At 40.8% G+C, this 21,602-nt stretch carries 19 protein-coding genes; 10 read left to right on the top strand and 9 right to left on the bottom strand.

The window, feature by feature from the left end; translation table 11 throughout:
* The 5 genes from AC6JAD_RS14100 to AC6JAD_RS14120 form a co-directional block, all read right to left on the bottom strand.
* Entirely contained in the window at positions 1–441 is a 441-nt protein-coding gene (locus AC6JAD_RS14100) for a DUF6146 family protein (protein ID WP_461302992.1), read from the bottom strand.
* Positions 442–570: 129 nt separating this feature from the next.
* Positions 571–1,218, bottom strand: coding sequence for a DUF937 domain-containing protein (locus AC6JAD_RS14105; RefSeq protein WP_461302993.1), 648 nt, complete (start codon positions 1,216–1,218; stop codon positions 571–573).
* A gap of 49 nt (positions 1,219–1,267) precedes the next feature.
* Positions 1,268–2,218: a D-2-hydroxyacid dehydrogenase gene (locus AC6JAD_RS14110; protein ID WP_461302994.1), complete on the bottom strand. Its 951-nt coding sequence runs from the start codon at positions 2,216–2,218 to the stop codon at positions 1,268–1,270.
* A 32-nt stretch (positions 2,219–2,250) separates the two neighbouring features.
* Positions 2,251–3,315, bottom strand: a complete 1,065-nt coding sequence (gene serC, locus AC6JAD_RS14115) for a 3-phosphoserine/phosphohydroxythreonine transaminase (RefSeq protein ID WP_461302995.1) — start codon at positions 3,313–3,315, stop codon at positions 2,251–2,253.
* Between the two features lie 175 nt (positions 3,316–3,490).
* Positions 3,491–4,504, bottom strand: a complete 1,014-nt coding sequence (locus tag AC6JAD_RS14120; RefSeq protein ID WP_461302996.1) for an acyl-CoA reductase — start codon at positions 4,502–4,504, stop codon at positions 3,491–3,493.
* A gap of 64 nt (positions 4,505–4,568) precedes the next feature.
* Between AC6JAD_RS14120 and AC6JAD_RS14125 the strand changes: the two genes are divergently transcribed.
* Entirely contained in the window at positions 4,569–4,919 is a 351-nt protein-coding gene (locus AC6JAD_RS14125) for a 4Fe-4S dicluster domain-containing protein (RefSeq protein ID WP_461302997.1), read from the top strand.
* Between the two features lie 24 nt (positions 4,920–4,943).
* On the opposite strand, the gene AC6JAD_RS14130 is transcribed toward AC6JAD_RS14125, so the two are convergent.
* Complete coding sequence (locus tag AC6JAD_RS14130; RefSeq protein WP_461302998.1) at positions 4,944–5,771, bottom strand: carboxylesterase family protein; 828 nt, start codon at positions 5,769–5,771, stop codon at positions 4,944–4,946.
* A gap of 77 nt (positions 5,772–5,848) precedes the next feature.
* Here AC6JAD_RS14130 and AC6JAD_RS14135 point away from each other — a divergent pair, with 77 nt between their 5' ends.
* Positions 5,849–6,715 (top strand): alpha/beta hydrolase, encoded by an 867-nt coding sequence (locus AC6JAD_RS14135; RefSeq protein WP_461302999.1) that lies wholly within the window; start codon positions 5,849–5,851, stop codon positions 6,713–6,715.
* Positions 6,712–7,515, top strand: coding sequence for an alpha/beta hydrolase (locus tag AC6JAD_RS14140; protein WP_461303000.1), 804 nt, complete (start codon positions 6,712–6,714; stop codon positions 7,513–7,515). The genes AC6JAD_RS14135 and AC6JAD_RS14140 overlap by 4 nt, the downstream gene beginning before the upstream one ends.
* On the opposite strand, the gene AC6JAD_RS14145 is transcribed toward AC6JAD_RS14140, so the two are convergent.
* Both AC6JAD_RS14145 and AC6JAD_RS14150 read right to left on the bottom strand, forming a co-directional pair.
* Positions 7,512–7,802, bottom strand: a complete 291-nt coding sequence (locus AC6JAD_RS14145) for a hypothetical protein (RefSeq protein ID WP_461303001.1) — start codon at positions 7,800–7,802, stop codon at positions 7,512–7,514. The two genes, AC6JAD_RS14140 and AC6JAD_RS14145, sit on opposite strands and share 4 nt — an antisense overlap.
* 67 nt (positions 7,803–7,869) lie before the next feature.
* Entirely contained in the window at positions 7,870–8,352 is a 483-nt protein-coding gene (locus AC6JAD_RS14150; RefSeq protein ID WP_461303002.1) for a hypothetical protein, read from the bottom strand.
* Positions 8,353–8,482: 130 nt separating this feature from the next.
* Here AC6JAD_RS14150 and ychF point away from each other — a divergent pair, with 130 nt between their 5' ends.
* Genes ychF through AC6JAD_RS14165 form a run of 3 tightly spaced genes read left to right on the top strand, consistent with a single transcriptional unit; the run spans position 8,483 to position 10,724 of the window.
* Positions 8,483–9,577, top strand: a complete 1,095-nt coding sequence (gene ychF / locus AC6JAD_RS14155; RefSeq protein WP_461303003.1) for a redox-regulated ATPase YchF — start codon at positions 8,483–8,485, stop codon at positions 9,575–9,577.
* Positions 9,578–9,595: 18 nt separating this feature from the next.
* Positions 9,596–10,150: a hypothetical protein gene (locus AC6JAD_RS14160; RefSeq protein ID WP_461303004.1), complete on the top strand. Its 555-nt coding sequence runs from the start codon at positions 9,596–9,598 to the stop codon at positions 10,148–10,150.
* 28 nt (positions 10,151–10,178) lie between these two features.
* Positions 10,179–10,724, top strand: a complete 546-nt coding sequence (locus AC6JAD_RS14165; protein ID WP_497865624.1) for a hypothetical protein — start codon at positions 10,179–10,181, stop codon at positions 10,722–10,724.
* A 37-nt stretch (positions 10,725–10,761) separates the two neighbouring features.
* On the opposite strand, the gene AC6JAD_RS14170 is transcribed toward AC6JAD_RS14165, so the two are convergent.
* The gene (locus tag AC6JAD_RS14170) at positions 10,762–11,343 is read right to left on the bottom strand and encodes a hypothetical protein (protein ID WP_461303006.1); all 582 of its coding nucleotides are present in this window, start codon (positions 11,341–11,343) and stop codon (positions 10,762–10,764) included.
* 171 nt (positions 11,344–11,514) lie between these two features.
* Between AC6JAD_RS14170 and AC6JAD_RS14175 the strand changes: the two genes are divergently transcribed.
* The 4 genes from AC6JAD_RS14175 (at position 11,515) to AC6JAD_RS14190 (ending at position 21,598) form a co-directional block, all read left to right on the top strand.
* On the top strand, positions 11,515–13,365 hold the full coding sequence (locus tag AC6JAD_RS14175; protein ID WP_461303007.1) for a DNA topoisomerase IV subunit B: 1,851 nt from the start codon (positions 11,515–11,517) through the stop codon (positions 13,363–13,365).
* A gap of 48 nt (positions 13,366–13,413) precedes the next feature.
* Positions 13,414–16,122, top strand: a complete 2,709-nt coding sequence (locus tag AC6JAD_RS14180) for a DNA gyrase/topoisomerase IV subunit A (protein WP_461303008.1) — start codon at positions 13,414–13,416, stop codon at positions 16,120–16,122.
* 2 nt (positions 16,123–16,124) lie between these two features.
* Positions 16,125–16,556 (top strand): large-conductance mechanosensitive channel protein MscL, encoded by a 432-nt coding sequence (mscL, locus tag AC6JAD_RS14185; protein ID WP_461303009.1) that lies wholly within the window; start codon positions 16,125–16,127, stop codon positions 16,554–16,556.
* Between the two features lie 281 nt (positions 16,557–16,837).
* Positions 16,838–21,598, top strand: coding sequence for a DUF6443 domain-containing protein (locus AC6JAD_RS14190; protein ID WP_461303010.1), 4,761 nt, complete (start codon positions 16,838–16,840; stop codon positions 21,596–21,598).
* The last annotated feature ends 4 nt before the right edge of the window (positions 21,599–21,602 follow it).

Genomic DNA, 21,602 nt, shown 5'->3' on the forward strand with positions numbered 1-21,602 from the left:
TTAACCTCTAATGAGATTGCCTCTGTTACCTGGGAAGTTTTGATTATATCGTTGTTGGAAATAGATGAAGTAATTATATAAGAGGTAATTTACTTCATACCCATAATCGATATTAAACTGATAATTGATTTCCTGTTGGTACAGGTTAATATCGAACAACTGCCAGTTCATCACCCTGCGGTTCCATTCGGCTACAAATTGAATGTTTTTACGTTCTAAAAAATCCTGTCCGTAATACCCCCTAGGTTGCTGGGTAACCAACCAAGAATTGAAACCAGGCTCTATAATCAAGATTTCATACTCTAGCTCCTCATTGGCAATTTTTACGGTGTCATTATCCGCAGCAACTACAGCATCATTATCAGATTTTACTACAGATTTAGAACTATCGCAACTTGCAAAGGAGAGAATACAAATGAGAATGATGGCAACATACTTCATAGCTCACATTTTGAATTATTAAATTTAAGAAATTATGGCGTTTTTACGGTGGTTTTTAACTGTGTTTAACAAAAAATGTGCCCAAGGCACAAACCCAGGGCACATTGTATACTTTTTAGTTGTGAAGTCCTACTTTCCTCCGAAAAGACCTCCTAGCAAGCCACCAAGCCCACCGCTTTTCTTGTTTCCGCCACCTCCGAGCAGCATTCCGGCAACATCATCTATTACACTACCATCATTGTCACCATCCAAAATGGACTCGATTAGGCTTTGTTGTTTGGGTTGTTCATTTCCACCGCCCATAAGACCTCCTAGCAAATCCCCAATACCCGATTGAGAACTCACATTTTGCTGTCTCTTTTGCTTACCCAAATACCCTAACAGGATAGGGGCAGCTACTTGTAATATTTTCATTACGGACCCAGAATCCATACCAGATTTATTGGAAAGTGCATTGGCCACGTTGTTTTGGGATCCACCCAGTACATGTCCTAGAATTCCCATCCCATCATCTTTCACGTTCTGATCTACTCCGCCTCCAAAAAGGCCACCAAGATTATCTAAAATGCTTCCATCGTGCTTTCCATTCAGCGCACCCATTAAACCATCGGCTCCTTGTGGTGTTGAAGCATTCCTTTTCATGGCGCCCATTAAGATAGGGAGCCCCATTTGCAATACGGATGCAGTTTTATCTGTGGGTTGGTTGGTTTCATTACTTACGCCACTAATAATTTGGCGTCCCATGTCACTGTTCAATAAATCAAGTATTCCAGACATTATATACGTTTTTGGTTATTTCCTAAAGGTAGGAAAAGTTGTTAATTAATTAGCCCAGTAAGGAAATAATTTGGGTAGCCAACTCGGTCCCGATTCTGTCCTGTGCTTCTCTGGTAGCTGCACCTATATGCGGGCTAAGTGAAACTTTTCCGTTCATAAGTACCTTAATAGCTGGTGTGGGTTCTGCTTCGAACACATCTAATCCAGCGAAGGAAAGCTTGCCATCCTCTAGGGCATCCAATAAGGCAACTTCATCAATTACACCACCGCGTGCTGCATTGATAAGTGCAGCGCCGGGCTTCATTTGTTCTAATTCAGCCTTTCCGATCACATATTCTTTTTGGGCAGGGACGTGAAGGGTTACAAAATCACTTTGCTTCAATACTTCAGAAAGCCCTGTATGTTCGAAAGAGAAGGAAACTTTTTGTCCGTCGAAGAAACTAACATCTATGGTTGCTGTTTCAACATAGCTATCGCTGTACACGACTTTCATTCCAACGCCAAGGGCTATTTTCGCTACTTCTTGACCTATACGCCCAAAACCAATGATTCCCATGGTCTTCCCACGTAGCTCCATTCCACTGGCATAGCTTTTCTTCAAATCCTTAAACTTGGTGTCGCCTTCTAAAGGCATATTTCTATTGGCATCGTATAAAAAGCGAACGCCACCGTACAAGTGGGCAAACACTAATTCGGCAACAGAAGCAGATGAGGCAGCGGGTGTATTTATAACATGCAATCCTTTCCCACGGGCATAGTCCACGTCAATATTGTCCATACCAACACCACCTCGGCCAATGAGTTTTAAGCTTGGACAGCTATCTATAATATCTTTTCTAACCTTTGTGGCACTTCTTACTAGAATTCCATCAATTTGTTGATCATTGATATAATTAATTAGTTGCTCTTGGGCCACTTTTGTGGTGATTACTTCGAAACCGCCGTTCGTTAAGGCATCAACTCCACTTTGTGAGATTCCGTCGTTTGCTAATATTTTCATTATAAATTCTGAATTTTCAGTTTTTGTTCTTATTACGATTTCCTTTCGAATTCCTGCATGGTATCTACCAATACCTGAACACTTTCCAAGGGGAGCGCATTGTACATAGAGGCTCTATAACCGCCAACACTGCGGTGCCCATTGATTCCATTAATACCTGCTTCTTTCCATAGTGAATCAAACAGGTCGCCATTGGCCCCTTCGGTAAGATTGAACGTAGCGTTCATGTTCGACCTATCTTCTTTTGCTGCGAATCCTTGGAAAAGCGGGTTTCTGTCTATTTCGTCGTACAGTAGCCCGGCCTTCGCATCATTTACTTTTTCAATAGCTGGAATGCCACCTAGATCCTTCAACCATTGCATCGTGAGCATGGATGTATACACGGCAAACACCGGAGGTGTGTTGAACATACTGTCTTTGCCTATATGCACCTTATAGTCTAGCATAGAGGGAATCGTACGATCTACTTTACCGAGCACATCTTCCTTGATAACAACCAAGGTAGTACCAGCCGGCCCCATATTCTTTTGGGCACCTGCATAAATTATATCGAATTTTGAGAAATCTAATTGACGTGAAAAAATGTCGCTACTCATATCGCATACCAAAGGAACATGGGTTTTCGGAAACTCTTTTAATTGGGTTCCAAAAATGGTATTATTGCTGGTGCAATGAAAATAATCTGCATCTGAAGGTATTTTATATCCTTTTGGTATGTAACTGAAATTTTGATCTTTAGATGACGCTACTTCAACCAATTCTCCAAACATTTTTGCTTCTTTAATGGCTTTGGTAGACCAGGTACCACTATTGAGGTAAGCCGCCTTTTTTTGTAATAAATTGTAAGCGACCATTAGGAATTCCATACTTGCTCCTCCCTGAAGAAACAATGCCTTATATCCTTTGTCCTTTAACCCCAAGTGTTCTAATGCCAAATCCTGGGCTGTCTCCATGATGGCTACAAATTCCTTGCTGCGGTGCGAAATTTCAATTAGGGAAAGTCCTAGGCCGTCCAAATCGACAACAGCCTTTGAGGCTTTTTCCATTACTTCCTGTGGCAATATACATGGGCCGGCACTAAAATTATGTTTCTTCACAACTGGATAATTTATGGAGTTACTTTATTTAAAAATTTTGCAGCTACAAAGATGAGAAATATGGAAAGAATAGTAGTTAAAAAATCAACAAATTATCAATACAATGTCAACAAAAGCGGGCATTTGAAAGCTTCTGAATATTTCTGCTATAATTTTGCGAAATTCGGAATTATCGTTACAATTCCAACAAGAATTTTAGGGTATCCACACCATCTGCATAGTCCCATAGTTTTGGGGTTTGGGCCTCGCCGAAGGCTATTTCCCCTTCCAGACCACAATTAGAAACCACACATTGAATGTTTTCCTGGCTTTCAGAAATACGTGTTTTCAAGGTTGCTAAATCCTGATACCTTTCATAAAAAACCACCGAAATGGGAGAGGAAAACTGAAGGTCTTCCTTTAACAGCATAAACTCATTGTCCAATAAAGCGATATCGCTCATAAGATATACGGCTTTGTTGTAGTCGTAGTTATTTATATACTTATTGTTGTTTATGATCTCCTTCCAAGAATACATGCCATTGAAAAAGGAATCGAAGTTATACCCCTCTGGGATATATATTTTAGAAACATTACGACACCCTAATCCAAAATATTGAAATACATCCGTAGCTAGGGCTTCCATCTGCTCTTTGGATTCTTGGCCGTTTAAAACAGCCACAGAGTTCCTGTTCTTACGGATAATATGTGGGTACTTGCCAAAATAATAGTCGAAGTAACGCGCTGTGTTATTGCTTCCCGTGGCAATAACGGCATCAAATCCTTCCAGTTTTTCTTCAGTAAATTGAACGTAGTTGGCAAATTCCGGTTCTAGGTCAATTAATTCTTTGGCAAGATACGGCAAGAGCACCTTGTCATTAGAGGATAGCTTGGCCAAAACCTTATGACCGCTCATGAGTACTGCAATGAAATCGTGAAACCCAACCAAGGGAATATTTCCAGCCATTACAATTGCGATGGTTTTGGGAGTGTTGTTTTCTGGAAAATGATAGTCCTTGCTCCACGCTTCCAACTGGGTTAAGGTGAGGGCCTCACTCCAGTTTTGGAGGGCAAACTTTAAGTTGCTCTCCGTAAACCAGCTATTATGTGCTTTCGCTTGCTGTAGCACGGGATGATCTAAGTTCTGTGACCATTCTGAAAGAAAACTGCTCAATTGAGCAAATGCGTTAATTCTTTGTTGTAATTGCATACAGTGTTTGGAGATGCCCTTTTTCGGTGTTAAATTTGCGGCAAAGTTAGAAAAAGAAATCGCTATGGCCATTATCATTACAGACGAATGTATCAATTGCGGGGCTTGCGAACCAGAATGCCCTAATACTGCCATTTATGAAGGAGCGGATGATTGGCGTTATGCCGACGGTACCGACCTTGAGGGCAATTTGGTATTACCCAATGGGAAATCTGTTGATGCAGATGAGACCCAGGAGCCAATAAGCGATGAAATTTACTATATCGTGCCAGATAAATGCACGGAATGCAAAGGCTTCCATGAAGAGCCTCAATGTGCTGCTGTATGCCCCGTGGACTGTTGTGTACCCGATGAGGACAATGTGGAAAGCGAGGAGACCTTGCTAGGGAAACAGTCTTTTATGCACTTTAAGTAAGCTTCAAATTGGGATGGTGTTGATTTATTTCGAAAATCGCAACAACCATTTATAAAAATTTGGCTCCCCGTACATTTCTGTCCAGGCATTGTGACTATCACTTATCCTAGAGGTAAATATGTAGTTTTCGTTTGCGAAATCCGCACTGGCTATGGTTCCCGAATGGTGGAACTTTACTTTCGAAAGGGTTTCCAATCTGGTTACCCCTCGCTCACTCATTCTATATCCTACCACATTGTCTTCAGTATTGTGGGAAACCCAGATGGGTAATTTTGCCAGGGCCTCATAACTATCCACACCACGGTCACCGCCACAAATAGGGGCAACAGCTGCAAAAATATCTTCCATAGTGCTTCCCAATCCCCAAGCCCCAAAACCACCACGACTTAAACCCGTTAAGTATATTCTATCGGGATCTACATTACAGGTTGCTATGACTTCCTTCAAAATTTGACGCATGGTGGTTTCGTTGTTAAAAAATTCACCGCCACTAATATGGGGCATGACCACTACAAAAGTGTCACGTAAATAGTTGTCCAGTTCAGTATCAAGGGAACTTTCTTCCATAATCATTTGTGGTAATGCCCATCGTAATAGCTTATCCACATCGCCTCCAACCCCTAAACCGCCCTGCAAAAAGACAATGACGGGATATTTTTGAGAGTTAGGCTCACATGAATTGGGCACGTATAAATTATAGCCATCTATAGTTCCGGTGCCATATTCCTGGGTAATTGTAATAAGCGAGCCTGGATGTCCATTGGGAAGCGTTTGTGTCTTAATTTCCTTGGTTTGAGCAATAAGTAGGCAAGGGGAGAGTAGTAGGATCAAGATATATTTGAACGGGTTCATAAGAGTGAATTTAGAATGGTGATTGAATTGCTAGTGCTTAGTATAACGATGGAAATCCATTTTTTGTACCTTAGACCATGCCCATTTGGTTACATACCGTATTATGGATTGTGGCGATCTATGTTGTCGTTAGTGTTCTCCTGTATTACCTTCAGGAGTATTTTCTGTTTAAACCGGAAAAACTGCCAAAGGAATTTCAGTTTGCCTATGAAAATCAGATCGTAGAAGAATACAATATGGAGACAAGGGATGGGGCGATTATTAACGGACTGCATTTTAAGACCCATAACCCAAAGGGCGTAGTGCTCTACCTTAAGGGCAACTCGAAGAGTATAAAGGGATGGGGAAAGTTTGCGGTCGATTTTACACGGCATCACTATGATGTAATAATGGTGGATTACCGGGGTTTCGGTAAAAGTACTGGACGGCGTACCCAAAAAGCCATAAAGCATGACTTACAGTACATTTACAATAAGATTAGAGAGCGTGTAAGTGAGGATTACATCATTTTATACGGTCGGTCATTGGGTTCCGGTTTTGCCACTAAGTTGGCCTCTACCAATAACCCAAAGATGCTCATTTTAGATGCACCTTATTATAGCTTGACGAAAGTAACCAAGCGCTATATCCCATTCATGCCACTATCACTAATTCTACGATTTCCTATGCCTACGTTCAAATGGTTGAAATACGTGAATTGCCCCGTACATATTATCCATGGAACCAATGATAAATTAATTCCTTTTAAAAGCAGTGTGAAGCTTTCGAAGATTAAACCAGAATTGACACGTCTTTGGCCAGTTATTGGAGGAGGGCACAAGAACCTGAATAATTTTGAAGAATACCATAGAATGCTTGGGGAGATCATCAATTTTGAGAAGAAAGAAATAAATCTGGAAACCACAAGCCATAGGGTGATTCATTCCGCCAAAAAGACTCGATGAAACGATTGAAACGGTTTTTTGGGACCTTACTGGTTTTATACCTACTAACAGCCACGCTTATGATACTGTTTCAGGAAAAGCTCATTTTTTTACCAACTACTTTGCCCCAAAATTACAGGTATACTTTTGAGGAGGATTTTGAAGAGTTTTTTATAGAAGCCTCAGATGGCGCACGCCTTAATGCCCTTTATTTTAAAGCGCAACAATCCAAGGGATTAATCCTTTATTTTCATGGAAACGCTGGAGATTTGTCCAGATGGGGAACCATTGTCACTTATTTCACCGAGATGGATTACGACGTATTGGTAATGGATTATAGAACGTATGGAAAGAGTACTGGGGAGTTATCGGAGTATGCTTTGTATAAGGATGCCCATTTGTTTTATGAAAAAGCCAAGGAGCTTTATAATGAGGAAGAAATAATCGTATACGGCAGGTCGCTGGGAACAACGTTTGCTACTTATATAGCCTCTGTAAACCAACCAAAAAAACTAGTGTTGGAAACTCCTTTTTACGGATTAAGGGAATTGGCAAAGGAACGTTATTGGTTCTTGCCCGTCTCCACCTTTTTACGTTACGATTTTCCAACATGGAAATATGCTCAGGAGGTAGCATGTCCTATCACGATAATCCATGGAACCGAAGATAATGTGGTGCCCTACCACAGTGGCGAGCAATTATACGAAACCCTCCCAAAGGACCAAGCTAACTTGGTGACCATATCGGGAGGGTCCCATAATAATCTGATTGCCTTTTCGGGCTATCATGAAGCAATTCGCAAAGAATTGCTGTCGGATTAGTTATCCTTGTTTTCTTTGGCCTTTTTTAGGGCTTCTTTTCTTTCGATGGCTCTTTTCTTATCCACGGCTTTAACCTTCTTCTCTGTGCTTTTGGCTTTACCTTCGGCGCTTTCACCTTTTAAAGTGGCAGCCTTTAGTGAAGCAGGCTTGCTGCTTTTCTCGGCTTTAGCCTCAGCTTTCTGCTCTACCTTATCGACTTTCTTATCCGCTTTCTCAACTGCCTTGTCCTGTGCCTGTAATGTAATGGCAAAAGCAAATGCGCATGCCGTTAAAAGTACTTTTTTCATGAAATGATATTTTAAGTAATTATTGTAATTAGTATTCTCTCAAAGATACTTTTTTTATGGAGAAAAACTAATTTCCTTTGTTGCGTTTCAACTTGCCTACACCTTTCCCTCTACGTTCTAGGCGTTTACGATTGGCTTTTAAAGCCTCTTGGCGTTCTTTTTCCTGCTGTTCCAATTGTTTTCGTTGGGCTTCGGCTTTTGCTTTGGCCTCCTCTTTAGACTTTTTAAGCTCCTCCTCTTGTTGCCTTTTCTTCTCAGCTATAAGGGCTTCGTTATTTTCGTCAACTTTCGTTTCATCGACAAGTACATTCTCCTGGTTCACAGCCTTGGATTCTTCAGAAAACTCCTGATTCTCCTCTTCATTTCCGGCCACCACCACGGCACCTTTTTCACCTTCAATGGTTTCAACTTCCTGAACGGTCACATTGCTGCCTTCTTTTTTCACGACCCTTTTTACCGTTTTTACTTCGGTAATGGTCTTGTTTTCCTGTGCGGTTATAGTACCTACCATCAAAAAAGAAAGAAATACTAATAGGATAAAGTTCTTCATAATAATAGCTTTTAATGAATTGGGGTTGGGTAAAAATAAGGATTATTGGCAATTCTCCTACAAAGACCTTAGAATTTGAGCGATTCTTTGGTCGAAAACGTATATTTGCACTCTTAAAAATCTAAATAGAATGAAAGCAGGAATTGTAGGCCTTCCCAACGTAGGGAAATCTACCCTTTTTAATTGTTTGTCGAACGCAAAAGCACAAAGTGCCAACTTTCCTTTTTGTACGATAGAGCCTAATATTGGAGTAGTAAATGTACCAGACAATAGATTGGTGAAATTGGAGGAACTGGTAAATCCAGAACGGGTAATGCCGGCAACGGTCGAAATCGTTGATATCGCTGGTTTGGTGAAAGGAGCAAGTAAGGGCGAAGGACTGGGAAATCAATTCTTGGGAAACATTCGTGAAACAGATGCCATTCTTCATGTACTTCGTTGTTTCGACAATGACAATATTGTCCATGTAGATGGAAGCGTAGATCCTGTGCGTGATAAGGAAACCATAGACATAGAGCTGCAATTGAAAGACTTGGAGACGGTTGAAAAACGCATAGAAAAGGTGTTTCGTGCTGCCCGAACAGGAAATAAGGAAGCCCAGAAAGAGCTGGATGCCCTTGAAAAAGTAAAAAAGGGATTGGAAAGTGGAATTTCCGTTCGCGCCATAGACCTTACCGAAAAGGAAAGGGAAGAGTATATCGATCAGTTGCAATTTATTACGGATAAACCTGTAATGTACGTGTGCAATGTTGATGAATCTGCAGCGGCTTCAGGAAATGCCTATGTTGAAAAAGTAAAAGAAGCGGTAGCCAATGAAGATGCGGAAGTTTTGATTCTTGCTGTGGGCACCGAAGCCGACATTACGGAACTTGATACTTTTGAGGAACGACAGATGTTCCTTGAGGACTTGGGATTGGAAGAACCTGGGTCTGCAAAGCTAATTCGGGGCGCCTATAAATTATTGAACCTACAAACCTATTTCACCGCAGGGGAGAAAGAGGTCCGTGCCTGGACCATTCCCGTAGGAGCCACGGCCCCTCAGGCCGCAGGTGTAATTCATACCGATTTCGAAAAAGGATTCATTCGTGCCGAGGTCATTAAATATCAAGATTTCGAACAATACGGTAGCGAGGCCAAGGTGCGCGAAGCTGGAAAATTAGGTGTGGAAGGAAAGGAATATGTGGTGAAGGATGGAGATGTTATGCATTTCCGTTTCAACGTCTAGTCATATTTATTTCTGAACGTGTCCGAAGAAAACCCTTTTGCAGAGTTAGAACAGTCTACCCCCAAAACCAAACTCTGGTTTATTATTGTAGAAAAGATCGTAGCGATCCTTCTCTTTTTGTTGGGCTCAGCCATGTTCTATGCATTGTTTACTGATTCCGGAGGAAATTGGGGTTTTTATGAGGAAACTTATGGCTTTTTCGAGGGGATAAAACTATTCCTTCGGGATAATGGATATGTCCTGACCATGACTGTTATTTCCCTGTTTTCTGGAGTTTTTCTATTCCTAAAGCGCAAGGAAGGGTGGATAGGTACCATGGCCATACTAACGCATATGGGTGCCGCCCTCGGATTATCGTTTTTACGATTTAATATGTTGGATATCGAAAATGGCACATCAGACATCCTTATTTCAGTTCTGGTGCTATTGTTATTGGCGCTAATCGTCTTAGTCATGACAAGGAAACAAGCACAAATACGCTATTTATTGACCAAAAGGGATTACTATTTCCCTGCAGGTCTTTTTCTGCTCTTTTACGCGCTGCGCTACCTTACGCTGGGTCAAATATATTAATGTATTTTAGCAGCTAAAGCAACACCCATTGGAAGAAAGTCCTTTTTCGCAAATAGTCCCGGAAAAACCACAAACCCCTCGTTGGATTGTTGTGATAGAAAAGATTATAGCGGTTGTATTTGTATTTATTGCCTTCGCGATGAGCATAGTTGTGATCTCCAGTATAGATATGATTTTGGAAAATGATTTCTATGGCAGCAGCGCCTTTGACAAGGCAAAGCAATTCGTGCTAAACTTTGGCTTTACAACTGTACAGATACTGTTGTTCGCTTTTTCGGGGATTCTTCTGTTGCTCAACAAAAAATGGGGTTGGGTGTTGGCAACCTTGGCGGCAGGTTTATTCACATTTTGGGCGGTTATCAATCTTATCTATGTGTATTCACAGACCTGGAATTTCCCTTCTGTGTTAAACGCTTGGCTAGTAGTGCTATTGGCTGCATTCGGATATATTGTTTTCTTTCTAAACCGAAAAGCCATTAAAGATCGCTATGAAGTTACCAAGAACGATTACAGGAACCTACTGTATTATTTCGTGGCCCTAAGCGCTCTTAAAGTATTGGAATATATATTTTAAAAAGAATTCAGCCTATTAAAATAGAATTCAGAAAGAATTAGATCTCTTTAAACGTATCTATCATTTGATAAAAAGTACCCTTGTAGGTTTCCTTATACTCAGCCAAGGTCCATTGCATGACCATATAGATATTTTCGCGTCCTTCCACAAAGGTGAGTAGGTAGTAAATATCATAATCCACTTCAGGTACACTGGCAGTAAATTCCACTTGTTCTGCATCCATGCCATTAATGCTCACCTTTTTGGGAGTGCCTCTTTCTACCATGGTCATTCCCTCTGTGAAATAATCCATCTGGGCACTTCGGTAGTTCCCAGAGACAGATTGTTCTTCATTGTATTCCTCAATATCCCTAAAGGCCTCTACGAAATCATTTTTCGGCTCATCAATTATTGCGATATAGGTTTCCTTGAAAATATTCTGAAATTGAAGGGATGCATCGTAATTCAGATCGTTGGACTTCTTCATGTACTTGGGAATAGAAATTTGGTACATTTCCAACGCCGATTCCACCTTGAAATCCGATGTGTCCAAATCTTCAGCTCCCTTGTTGCCCATGTTACAGGAAGTGAACAATAAAAACAAGGAAAGTACAGTTGAAAGAGCGATGATTTTTTTCATTTTTTATCAGTTCAGAAGTTGTCGAACCAAGGTAGCCAATTTTCATAAGATTGCAATTGCCAGAGCCTCATTTTCTTAACAATTTGATGCAATTTTTGTTAATTACTTTACCTCGTTTAGGTTTCAGTTTTTACATCATAATTTTATATTAGCCTCTATTCAACCTACAATATGTCGCAAACCCAGTATACAGAAGATAATATTCGTTCCTTAGATTGGAAGGAACACATCCGTATGCGACCTGGAATGTACATTGGGAAGTTAGGGGATGGCTCTTCTCCGGACGATGGTATCTATATTTTATTGAAAGAGGTATTGGATAATTCCATCGATGAATTCGTGATGGGAGCAGGGAAGACGATCGAGATTAGAATTAAGGACAAAGAGGTCCGTGTTCGGGATTATGGTCGTGGAATCCCCTTGGGCAAGGTGGTAGATGTGGTGTCCAAAATGAATACAGGGGGAAAGTACGATACACGAGCTTTTAAAAAATCGGTAGGGCTTAATGGGGTAGGTACCAAGGCTGTAAATGCCCTGTCTACTTATTTCAAGGTAGAATCGGTACGTGATGGAAAGTTGAAATGTGCCGAATTCGAGCTGGGGGAACTTACCAACGATGGTTCCCTTGAGGAATCCTCGAAAAGAAAAGGAACCAAGGTTACCTTTATCCCGGACGAAAGTATTTTCAAGAACTACAAATTCCGTATGGAATATGTAGGCAAGATGCTGAAGAATTATGTGTACTTAAACCCTGGACTTACAATAGATTTCAATGGGGAAAAATTCTTTAGCGAAAATGGACTGAAAGACCTGCTAGAGGATAATATGTCCCAAGAGGATATGCTATATCCCGTTATTCACCTTCGCGGAAATGATATTGAGATTGCGCTTACCCACAGTCGTACCCAGTATAGTGAAGAGTACCATAGTTTTGTAAATGGACAGAATACGACGCAAGGAGGAACGCACCAAGCGGCCTTCCGCGAAAGCATTGTAAAAACCATTCGTGAGTTTTACGGTAGGAATTACGATGCCAGTGATGTTCGGAAATCCATTGTGGCAGCTATAAGCATCAAGGTAATGGAGCCCGTATTCGAAAGTCAAACCAAAACCAAATTGGGATCTACCGAAATGGGAGGTGATCTACCAACAGTGCGGACGCATATAAACGACTTCATTAAAACCCAACTGGATAACTATCTCCATAAGAATCCAGAGATAGCAGAAAAGATCCAGAAAAAGATAGTACAGGCGGAGAAGGAGCGCAAAGAACTTAGTGGGATTAGGAAATTAGCCCGTGAGCGAGCCAAAAAAGCAAATCTGCACAATAAGAAACTACGCGACTGCCGTGTGCATTTAGGGGATACAAAGAACCAAAGGAGCCTAGAAACCACTTTGTTTATTACGGAGGGGGATTCTGCAAGTGGAAGTATTACCAAGAGTAGGGATGTAAATACCCAAGCGGTGTTCAGTTTAAAAGGAAAGCCCCTTAACAGTTATGGCCTCAGTAAGAAGATTGTATACGAGAACGAGGAGTTCAATTTATTACAGGCGGCACTCAATATTGAAGACTCTCTAGAAGATTTAAGATATAATAATATCGTAATAGCTACCGATGCGGATGTAGATGGAATGCACATACGTTTGCTGCTCATTACGTTTTTCCTTCAGTTTTTCCCTGAATTGATAAAGGAAGGACACCTGTATATACTTCAAACCCCTTTATTTAGGGTTCGGAACAAAAAAGAAACCATTTACTGCTATACCGACCAGGAACGGATTAATGCTATAGAGAAACTAAAACCGAAGCCAGAGATCACTCGATTCAAGGGATTGGGTGAGATTTCGCCAGACGAGTTTCAGTATTTTATTGGTGAAGATATCAGACTGGATCCTGTCATGTTAGATAAGGCCATGAGCATTGAAGAATTATTGAAATTCTACATGGGCAAGAATACTCCAGAGCGTCAGGAATTCATTATCGATAACCTGAAGGTCGAACTTGATAAAGTGGAAGAATAAAAAATTAAACTATACAATAATATAGTCTGCCCTTGAGGCGGTCTTTTTATGAACGACGAAAACGAACATAACGAAGAAGAATTGACCCCAGAAGAATTAGCTTCTGAAAATGGAGAGGATGTTGGGATGACCGAAGGTGAATCCGGTGAAACCATAACACGTGTTACCGGCATGTACCGTGACTGGTTCTTGGACTATGCCAGTTATGTAATCCTGGAGCGTGCGGTACCCGCTATAGAAGATGGATTCAAACCCGTACAGCGCCGTATCATGCATTCCATGAAGGATTTGGATGATGGTCGTTACAACAAAGTAGCCAACATTGTAGGGCATACCATGCAGTACCACCCTCACGGAGATGCCAGTATTGGGGATGCCATGGTTCAAATTGGTCAAAAAGACTTGCTTATCGATACCCAGGGAAACTGGGGGAACATATTAACCGGTGACCGTGCTGCTGCTTCACGTTATATTGAAGCCCGCCTTTCCAAGTTTGCTTTGGATGTGGTCTATAATCCGAAAATCACCGAATGGCAGGCCTCATACGATGGTCGTAAGAAAGAGCCCATTAACCTGCCCGTAATGTTCCCATTGCTATTGGCACAGGGTGCCGAGGGAATAGCCGTTGGACTTTCAACAAAGGTGCTGCCACATAATTTTATTGAATTAATTGATGCGTCCATCAAACATTTACAAGGAAAGCGTTTTACGTTGGTTCCTGACTTTCCTACCGGTGGTATAGTAGATGTAACCAACTATAACGATGGCTTACGCGGTGGCAAGATAAGGAGTAGGGCACGAATGAATCAGCAGGATAAATCCACACTGGTCATTACCGAAATACCATTTGGAACCACTACTTCCAGTTTGATCGATTCTATTTTGAAGGCCAATGACAAAGGCAAGATTAAGGTCAAGAAAATTGAGGATAATACCGCTGCCGATGTAGAAATATTGGTACACTTACCTAGTGGGATTTCTCCGGACAAGACCATCGATGCGCTATATGCTTTTACGAATTGCGAAACTTCCATTTCACCTTTGGGTTGTGTTATTGAAGACAATAAACCCCTGTTTATTGGAGTAACGGAGATGTTACGGCGTTCTACCGATCGTACGGTGCAATTGCTGAAAAGCGAATTGGAAATTCAACTGAACGAACTCGAAGAGCAATGGCACTTTGCCTCTTTAGAACGAATTTTCATTGAAAACAGAATCTATCGGGATATTGAAGAAGAGGAAACATGGGAAGGGGTTATCTCGGCCATTGACAAAGGCCTGAAGCCACATGTCAAGCATTTGAAACGTGCAGTTACTGAAGAAGATATTGTTCGTTTGACAGAAATTCGAATCAAGCGTATTTCCAAATTCGACATCGATAAGGCACAGCAAAAAATTGACGCCTTAGAAGACAGTATAGCTAAAGTAAAACACCATTTAGATCATCTTATAGAATACTCCATAGATTATTTTAAGCGATTAAAGAAGGATTATGGCGAAGGAAAAGAACGTAAGAGTGAAATCCGTGTGTTCGATGATATTCAAAAAACCAAAGTAGTCATTCGCAATACCAAACTCTATGTGAACCGCGAAGAAGGGTTCATAGGAACAAGCATGCGTCGCGATGAGTATGTTACGGACTGTAGCGATATAGACGATATCATAGTCTTTACCCAAGAAGGGAAGATGATGGTGACCAAAGTGGATACAAAGACCTTTATTGGTAAGGGTATTATTCATGCGGCTGTTTTCAAAAAGAAGGATAAGCGCACGACCTATAATATGATCTATAAAGATGGGACGCGTGGTGCCACCTATGTGAAGCGTTTTAACGTCACTTCCATAACAAGGGATAAGGAATACGACCTTACCCAAGGAAATAAAGGAAGCAAGCTTTTATACTTTACCGCCAACCCTAATGGTGAGGCAGAGATTGTAACGGTCTTGCTCAGACAGAGTGGAAGTATCAAAAAACTGAAATGGGATCTGGATTTTGCAGACCTTATGGTGAAAGGACGTGCGTCTAAAGGGAATATCGTTACTAAGTACCCCGTAAAGCGTATTGAGCTGAAAGAGAAGGGACTATCTACGCTTAAACCACGAAAAATTTGGTTCGATGATACGGTTCAGCGCCTAAATTTGGATGGAAGGGGCGAATTGCTTGGCGAATTCCGAAGTGAGGATAGGTTGCTGATCGTGAAACAAAATGGTGCGATAAAAACGGCTATTCCCGAAGTTACCATGCACTTTGATGATGATATGATTGTACTGGAAAAGTGGATACCCAACAAGCCGCTTTCGGCCATTTATTGGGAAGGGGAAAAAGAACTGTTTTATGTGAAACGCTTTCTCATAGACAACCCAGATAGGGAAGATAGCATAATAACAGATCATCCTAAATCGTATTTAGAGCACATTTTTACTGTACATCGTCCAATGGCAGAAGTAGTGTTTGTTAAAGAGCGGGGTAAGGACCGTAAGGAGAATCTAGAGTTAAATTTGGAAGAATTCATTTCGGTCAAAGGAATATCCGCCATGGGGAATCAACTAACAAAAGGGAAGGTGTTGGAAATTAACGAATTGGACCCATTGCCCTTTGAAGAAGCTCCGCCAGTACCCGCTGAGGAAATGGAAGTGATAGAAGAGGAAGCCGTTACGCCGGATGTATCACCTACCACCGAACCCAAAGAAAGTCCGAATTCCGACGATAGCACACCAGCTGCCAACGATGACGAAGGGCAGACTACATTGTTTTAGTTATGAAAAACTTCATTAACGAGTTCAAGAATTTTGCTGTAAAGGGCAATATGATCGATATGGCCATTGGGATCATTATCGGTACTGCTTTTAATAATGTCGTGACCGTGATAGTGAAGAAAGTGGCTCTTCCTCCCTTGTCACTTTTAACGGACAGCGTCAATTTCAGAAACAAGAAATACGTATTGCGAGAAGCAACGGAAGGAGTGGAAGAAGTGGCTATTGCCTACGGAGAACTTATAGAGGTCCTTATCGATTTTGTGATCATAGCCTTTACCATTTTCGTTGTCGTCAAGATGATGAACCGCTTCAAGGCCAAGGCAGAAGATCCGAAGAACAAAACGGTCGAAACTCCCAAGGACATTGAGCTCCTGTCCAGTATAGAGCGCCTGTTAGAAGAGCAAAATACGTTGCTTAAAAAAGGAGATGATTAGACGTACCCTATTTCTCTTTTTTGATTAAATACATTCATTTTCTTTCCAAGATTGGTATATCAATCACCAATTTAATTTCTTCTTTTGTTTTAATAGTGGCAGTTCAAATGGTCACTGAATTGGTTGAATAAACACTTCGATCGACTTTCATTAAAACAGACACCTCCTTTCATCAATCTGGTTACACAGAGCCTATTCTTCATCAAATATTTCAGTCATTGATTCTAAGTTTACCGATGAATTGATAAAGCCTTTTCGAATTTGCAAAAACCATTATTTATATGAAAAGATTCGGTATCTTACTAATAAACTTTTTTGTATTTGGATTCATAATGTATGGCCAGACCGATACAGAAAACTATACAAAAACAACAAAGTACAAAGTAGCAACTCAAGATGGGATTGTTGAGGATGATTATAAGATTGAGAGTGTCACTTATTTTGATGGGCTTAATAGACCTAAACAAAATGTTGGATTACGTGCTGGTGGAAACAGGGAAGATCTCGTAACCCATATTGAATACGACGAATTCGGTAGGAAATCCAGGGAATATCTCCCTCTTTCAGTTGCTGGAAACAATGGAGATTATTATTCAGGAAGCATTATTACCTCCGACCTAAATTCTTTTTATTACGGGATGTTTGGAGAAGATTTTGATTCAGAAATCAATGCCAACCCATTTAATGAGGTGATTTTTGATGATTCGCCTCTAAATAAGGTAATTAAAACAGCCCACCCTGGATCTGATTGGAAGGCGTCTGGTGACCACACTATTATTAGCGAATACGACACTAATGGAAAGGATGAGGTGAGGTTATTTCGTGTTGTCTATGACTCTGGTGGAGAGCCTTCCCTAGAGGAGGATGGATTTTATCCGGAAAATGTTCTAATCAAGAATGTGGTTAAGAATGAAAACTGGACCAATGGGTTATTGAATACTACTGAAGACTTTATTGATAAGAGTGGTCGCACCGTACTGTCAAATATTTGGGTAGATGGGGGTGGCTTTGGCGCAGTTAAGGTTTCTACATATTTTGTTCATGATGATCAGGGGAGATTGATCTATAAATTAACGCCAGAACAATTTGCCCATATCTCGGGACCAGGATACGCAGATTATACAACTAGTTGGGCTATGAATGACTTCATAGAATCCTTTGGATATGTAAATGGTTTATTGATTTTTTCAATCCAGGATGACGTGTTGAGCATTAATCGATTACAGGCAATACCTCCTCCACAAGTAGTCCCTAGTAGACTAAAATTACAAACTGTAAAAAGCTTGGGAGTTACACCCGTCTTGGAAGACCGTTACTTAGGTAAAGTATATGGTGTTACATCGTCGGGAGACGAAATACATGCCGGAGACCTAAACATAGTAAATGGGGACTTGGTTTTAGACCGCATATCTAGTGACTTATATGATAATTTTGCGGTTGAGATTTCTATTGATCTAACAACTTCTTATGACCAAAACGGGATTGATAAACTAGGATTTCAATATAGATATGATGAGCAAAACCGTCTAATTGAGAAGAAAAGCCCGGGTAAAGAATGGGAGTATGTAGTTTACAATAGTCTAGATCAACCGGTATTTACCCAGGACTTGAATCTTAGGAATAATGGACAATGGATGTTCACAAAGTATGACGCTTTTGGAAGAAAAGCTTATACTGGAATAGTGGATTATAGCCCAGGGCGAGAAAGCTTACAGAATTTGGTAGATACTTATTCTGGGGTTCCTTTTGAAAAGCGACGAGAGTTACCCCTAACAGTTGCTGGAACACCAATCTACTATACAAACGACACCTATAATACTACTTTCTTATTAAACATTACAGCAATCCATACAGTAGACTATTATGATGATTATGTGGATCATGCTGGCTTATCATTGCCACCAACGGTTTTTGGAGTCTCTACTAATGTCGAAACAAAAGGACTGCCGGTAGTGAGCAGGGTAAGGGTATTGGATACAAATGATTGGATTGTCACATTAAGTGGTTATGATGAAGAAGGTCGTGTAATTTATAATTCATCAAAGAATCAATACCTGAATACAACAGATATCATCAAGAATAGACTGGACTATTTCGGAAATACATTGGAAACAGAATCAAGCCATTCTAAAGGCCTGGGCTCGCCACTAATTACAAAGGACTATTATTCCTATGATCATATGGATAGACTATTGGTACACCAGCAAAGAATAGGCACAGATAACCTTCAACTCATTACCAATAACGAATACAATGCATTAGGTCAATTAGTTACTAAAAGGGTAGGAGGACAGCCTTTTGAAGATGGTTATGATGATTTGGTAAATGTTGTAGTGAATCCCACTACTTCGCTTATATACAAAAGTGGTACGTCCAACAATTTTGATGCTGGACTCATAACTGTGGGGCAATTGGAGGCAAATGGAGGAATCACTTGGAAAACCCCTAATGCTGATAGTTGGAGCCAGGTTGGATTGAACGATCAAAGCAATTCGGCAGGTGCTGATGAATTAGACTATTTTTTCAATTATTACACATTCTTAGGACAGGAGTCTGTATTTCAAATCAAATCTAGGAATTACTTGACAAATGAATTACAAGTATTGCATTCTGGAACATATGAGGCCAATGATGTATTTGCGATCGAATGGAGCGATGGGGTTATGAAGTATATTCAAAATGGCATAGTCATTTATAATGAAACACTTCCCTTTGCGGCTCCCAATTCCTTAATAGGCGATCTTTCATTTAAAACTCCAGGGGCCTCTGTTCAGGATTTCTATTTATATGCGACAGAGGACACCGAGACTTCATTGCAAAAAGTCGATTACCAATATAACATCCGAGGTTGGCTTACGAATATAAATGATGTAAATGAACAAATGGATGGTTGGGCGTCCAGTGACTTATTCAAGTTTAGACTCAACTACAATAAGGTTGAAGGTAATGTAGGAACAGCAGGGGTAGTGCCCTTGTATAATGGTGATATCGCTCAGAGTATCTGGCGTTCAAAGAATACAGATACCAACAAGCGTGGTTATGGATATGTCTATGATGAGCTATCACGTATTACGAAAGCACACTGTAGAAAGGGACTCTTGCTTGATCAAGTGGAATATCAAAATCTATGGAATGTCACCTATGATCTGAATGGTAATATAAAAACCATGAATAGAAACGGCTATAACGACTCCAACAATCCTTTTGAGTGGGATAACCTAGTATATACCTACGATGGCAACCGTCTAACACAAGTAGCAGACAACGCCTCAAACCCCTATAATTATTTGGGCTTTAACGATGAAAATACTGGATCTCCAGATTACACATATGATGATAATGGCAACCTTAAAAGCGATGCTAATAAAGGTATATTAAATATAAACTACAATCATCTTAATTTGCCCAAGAGTATACATTTTAACACCTCTGGGTCTACAAGTAAAACCATTGCCATTTACTACACATATGATGCGTTAGGTAATAAAATTGCGAAGAATGTTGTAGATGGATCCGGTATACTGTCGCTTACGCACTATGCTGGTAATATTCTCTATTACAACAACCAGCTGCAGTTTATCACTCAACCCGAAGGTTATATCGACCCTATAGCAGATTTTACGCTAGATGGAGGTAAAAACAAAACGAGTGGTAATGACTACCAATACGTATTCCAATATAAAGATCATGTAAATAATGTACGATTGTCATATGCAGACTTGAACAATGATGGTAATGTAACTACTTCAGAAATTATTGAGGAGTCGAACTATTATCCCTTCGGTCTAAAACAAAAAGGATACAATACAGATATTTCTTCAAGTGGAAATGCGATAGCTCAGCAATGGAAGTTTGCAGACACACAATTGCAGGAAGAATTAGATTTGGATTGGTATGATTTCGGAGCTCGAAATTACGATGCCTCTTTGGGACGTTGGTTTAACCCAGATCCCAAAAATCAATTCGCCAGTCCCTATCTATATGCTTATAACAATCCTATTTCCAGTGTAGATCCTGACGGTGAGTTTGCTATACTCGCAGGATTTGCCATTGGAGCCATTGTTGGAGGGGTCTCTACAGCAATTGCAAACCCAAATGCTGATTTCGGAGATATTTTGACCGGGGCTGCAATTGGAGGAATAACGGGTGTTGTTACAGCAGGAATCGGTAGTGCTATAAGTGGCGCTACAACCACAGCTACAGCAACGATTTTTGGGGCGACCATATCGTACCAAGTCCCCTTAAGCGCTACAACCCAGGCATTTTTACAGGCAGGTTCGCATGCTTTTCTCCAAGGAACGATTTCTTCCACTATTGGTGGAGGAAGTTTTGGTGAAGGAGCTCTTAATGGAGCGGTTTCATCTGGAATAGCATCCATTACGGCTCCTTTAGGTTTGGGTGCTCAAATTGCATCTGGGGGGATAAGTAGTGGTATTACAAGTGAAATACAGGGCGGAAGTTTCGCTAAAGGATTTACAACCGGAATCATTGTTAGTGGTTTGAACCATGGACTGCATAGAGGAGCGCAAGCAACAATCTGGCCTTTCCCGGGTAAGTATTTCGGAAGATTAAGACATTTAATGGGTCCCGATGCAGTGGTGCTCGGAATTAATGGAGATATTGCCGGACCAACTGGAGGCGCCGATGTATCTACTGGTGTTTTGTTGATCCTTAGGGGGCCAGCAGCTGGAACAGCAGTTCCGGTGACTGATCTAGCAGTTGCATTCGGTCTAGATATTTCTATAGGGGTGAATTTTGGAGAACTGTATTTTACAGGACATGCTAGCGACATAAAAGTGGATACCTTTTTAGGAGCACGGTTTGGTCTCGACTTTGCTGTAAATGTGTATGGATTGGACCTAGGGGTCGGAGCTACTTTTGCCCCTTCTCCGGATCCGAACGACGGTACATTTGAAAATGCTGTGATTGGTGTAAGTGCAACTGTAGGCGTAGGTGTGCCAGGATTTTTAGTGAGTGCAAATGGCAACTACGGTTATACATTTAAAACAGAAGAATTAATTGATTTTATTAAAAACAGATAAGATA

The sequence above is a fragment of the Aureisphaera sp. genome, assembly GCF_059726885.1.

What these genes read in the sequence shown, in the direction of transcription:
- AC6JAD_RS14100 (WP_461302992.1), bottom strand. Translation starts at nt 441, where the DNA reads ATGAAGTATGTTGCCATCATTCTCATTTGTATTCTCTCCTTTGCAAGT.
- AC6JAD_RS14105 (WP_461302993.1), bottom strand. Translation starts at nt 1,218, where the DNA reads ATGTCTGGAATACTTGATTTATTGAACAGTGACATGGGACGCCAAATT.
- AC6JAD_RS14110 (WP_461302994.1), bottom strand. Translation starts at nt 2,218, where the DNA reads ATGAAAATATTAGCAAACGACGGAATCTCACAAAGTGGAGTTGATGCC.
- AC6JAD_RS14120 (WP_461302996.1), bottom strand. Translation starts at nt 4,504, where the DNA reads ATGCAATTACAACAAAGAATTAACGCATTTGCTCAATTGAGCAGTTTT.
- AC6JAD_RS14125 (WP_461302997.1), top strand. Translation starts at nt 4,569, where the DNA reads ATGGCCATTATCATTACAGACGAATGTATCAATTGCGGGGCTTGCGAA.
- AC6JAD_RS14130 (WP_461302998.1), bottom strand. Translation starts at nt 5,771, where the DNA reads ATGAACCCGTTCAAATATATCTTGATCCTACTACTCTCCCCTTGCCTA.
- AC6JAD_RS14135 (WP_461302999.1), top strand. Translation starts at nt 5,849, where the DNA reads ATGCCCATTTGGTTACATACCGTATTATGGATTGTGGCGATCTATGTT.
- AC6JAD_RS14140 (WP_461303000.1), top strand. Translation starts at nt 6,712, where the DNA reads ATGAAACGATTGAAACGGTTTTTTGGGACCTTACTGGTTTTATACCTA.
- AC6JAD_RS14145 (WP_461303001.1), bottom strand. Translation starts at nt 7,802, where the DNA reads ATGAAAAAAGTACTTTTAACGGCATGCGCATTTGCTTTTGCCATTACA.
- AC6JAD_RS14150 (WP_461303002.1), bottom strand. Translation starts at nt 8,352, where the DNA reads ATGAAGAACTTTATCCTATTAGTATTTCTTTCTTTTTTGATGGTAGGT.
- ychF (WP_461303003.1), top strand. Translation starts at nt 8,483, where the DNA reads ATGAAAGCAGGAATTGTAGGCCTTCCCAACGTAGGGAAATCTACCCTT.
- AC6JAD_RS14170 (WP_461303006.1), bottom strand. Translation starts at nt 11,343, where the DNA reads ATGAAAAAAATCATCGCTCTTTCAACTGTACTTTCCTTGTTTTTATTG.
- AC6JAD_RS14175 (WP_461303007.1), top strand. Translation starts at nt 11,515, where the DNA reads ATGTCGCAAACCCAGTATACAGAAGATAATATTCGTTCCTTAGATTGG.
- AC6JAD_RS14180 (WP_461303008.1), top strand. Translation starts at nt 13,414, where the DNA reads ATGAACGACGAAAACGAACATAACGAAGAAGAATTGACCCCAGAAGAA.
- mscL (WP_461303009.1), top strand. Translation starts at nt 16,125, where the DNA reads ATGAAAAACTTCATTAACGAGTTCAAGAATTTTGCTGTAAAGGGCAAT.
- AC6JAD_RS14190 (WP_461303010.1), top strand. Translation starts at nt 16,838, where the DNA reads ATGAAAAGATTCGGTATCTTACTAATAAACTTTTTTGTATTTGGATTC.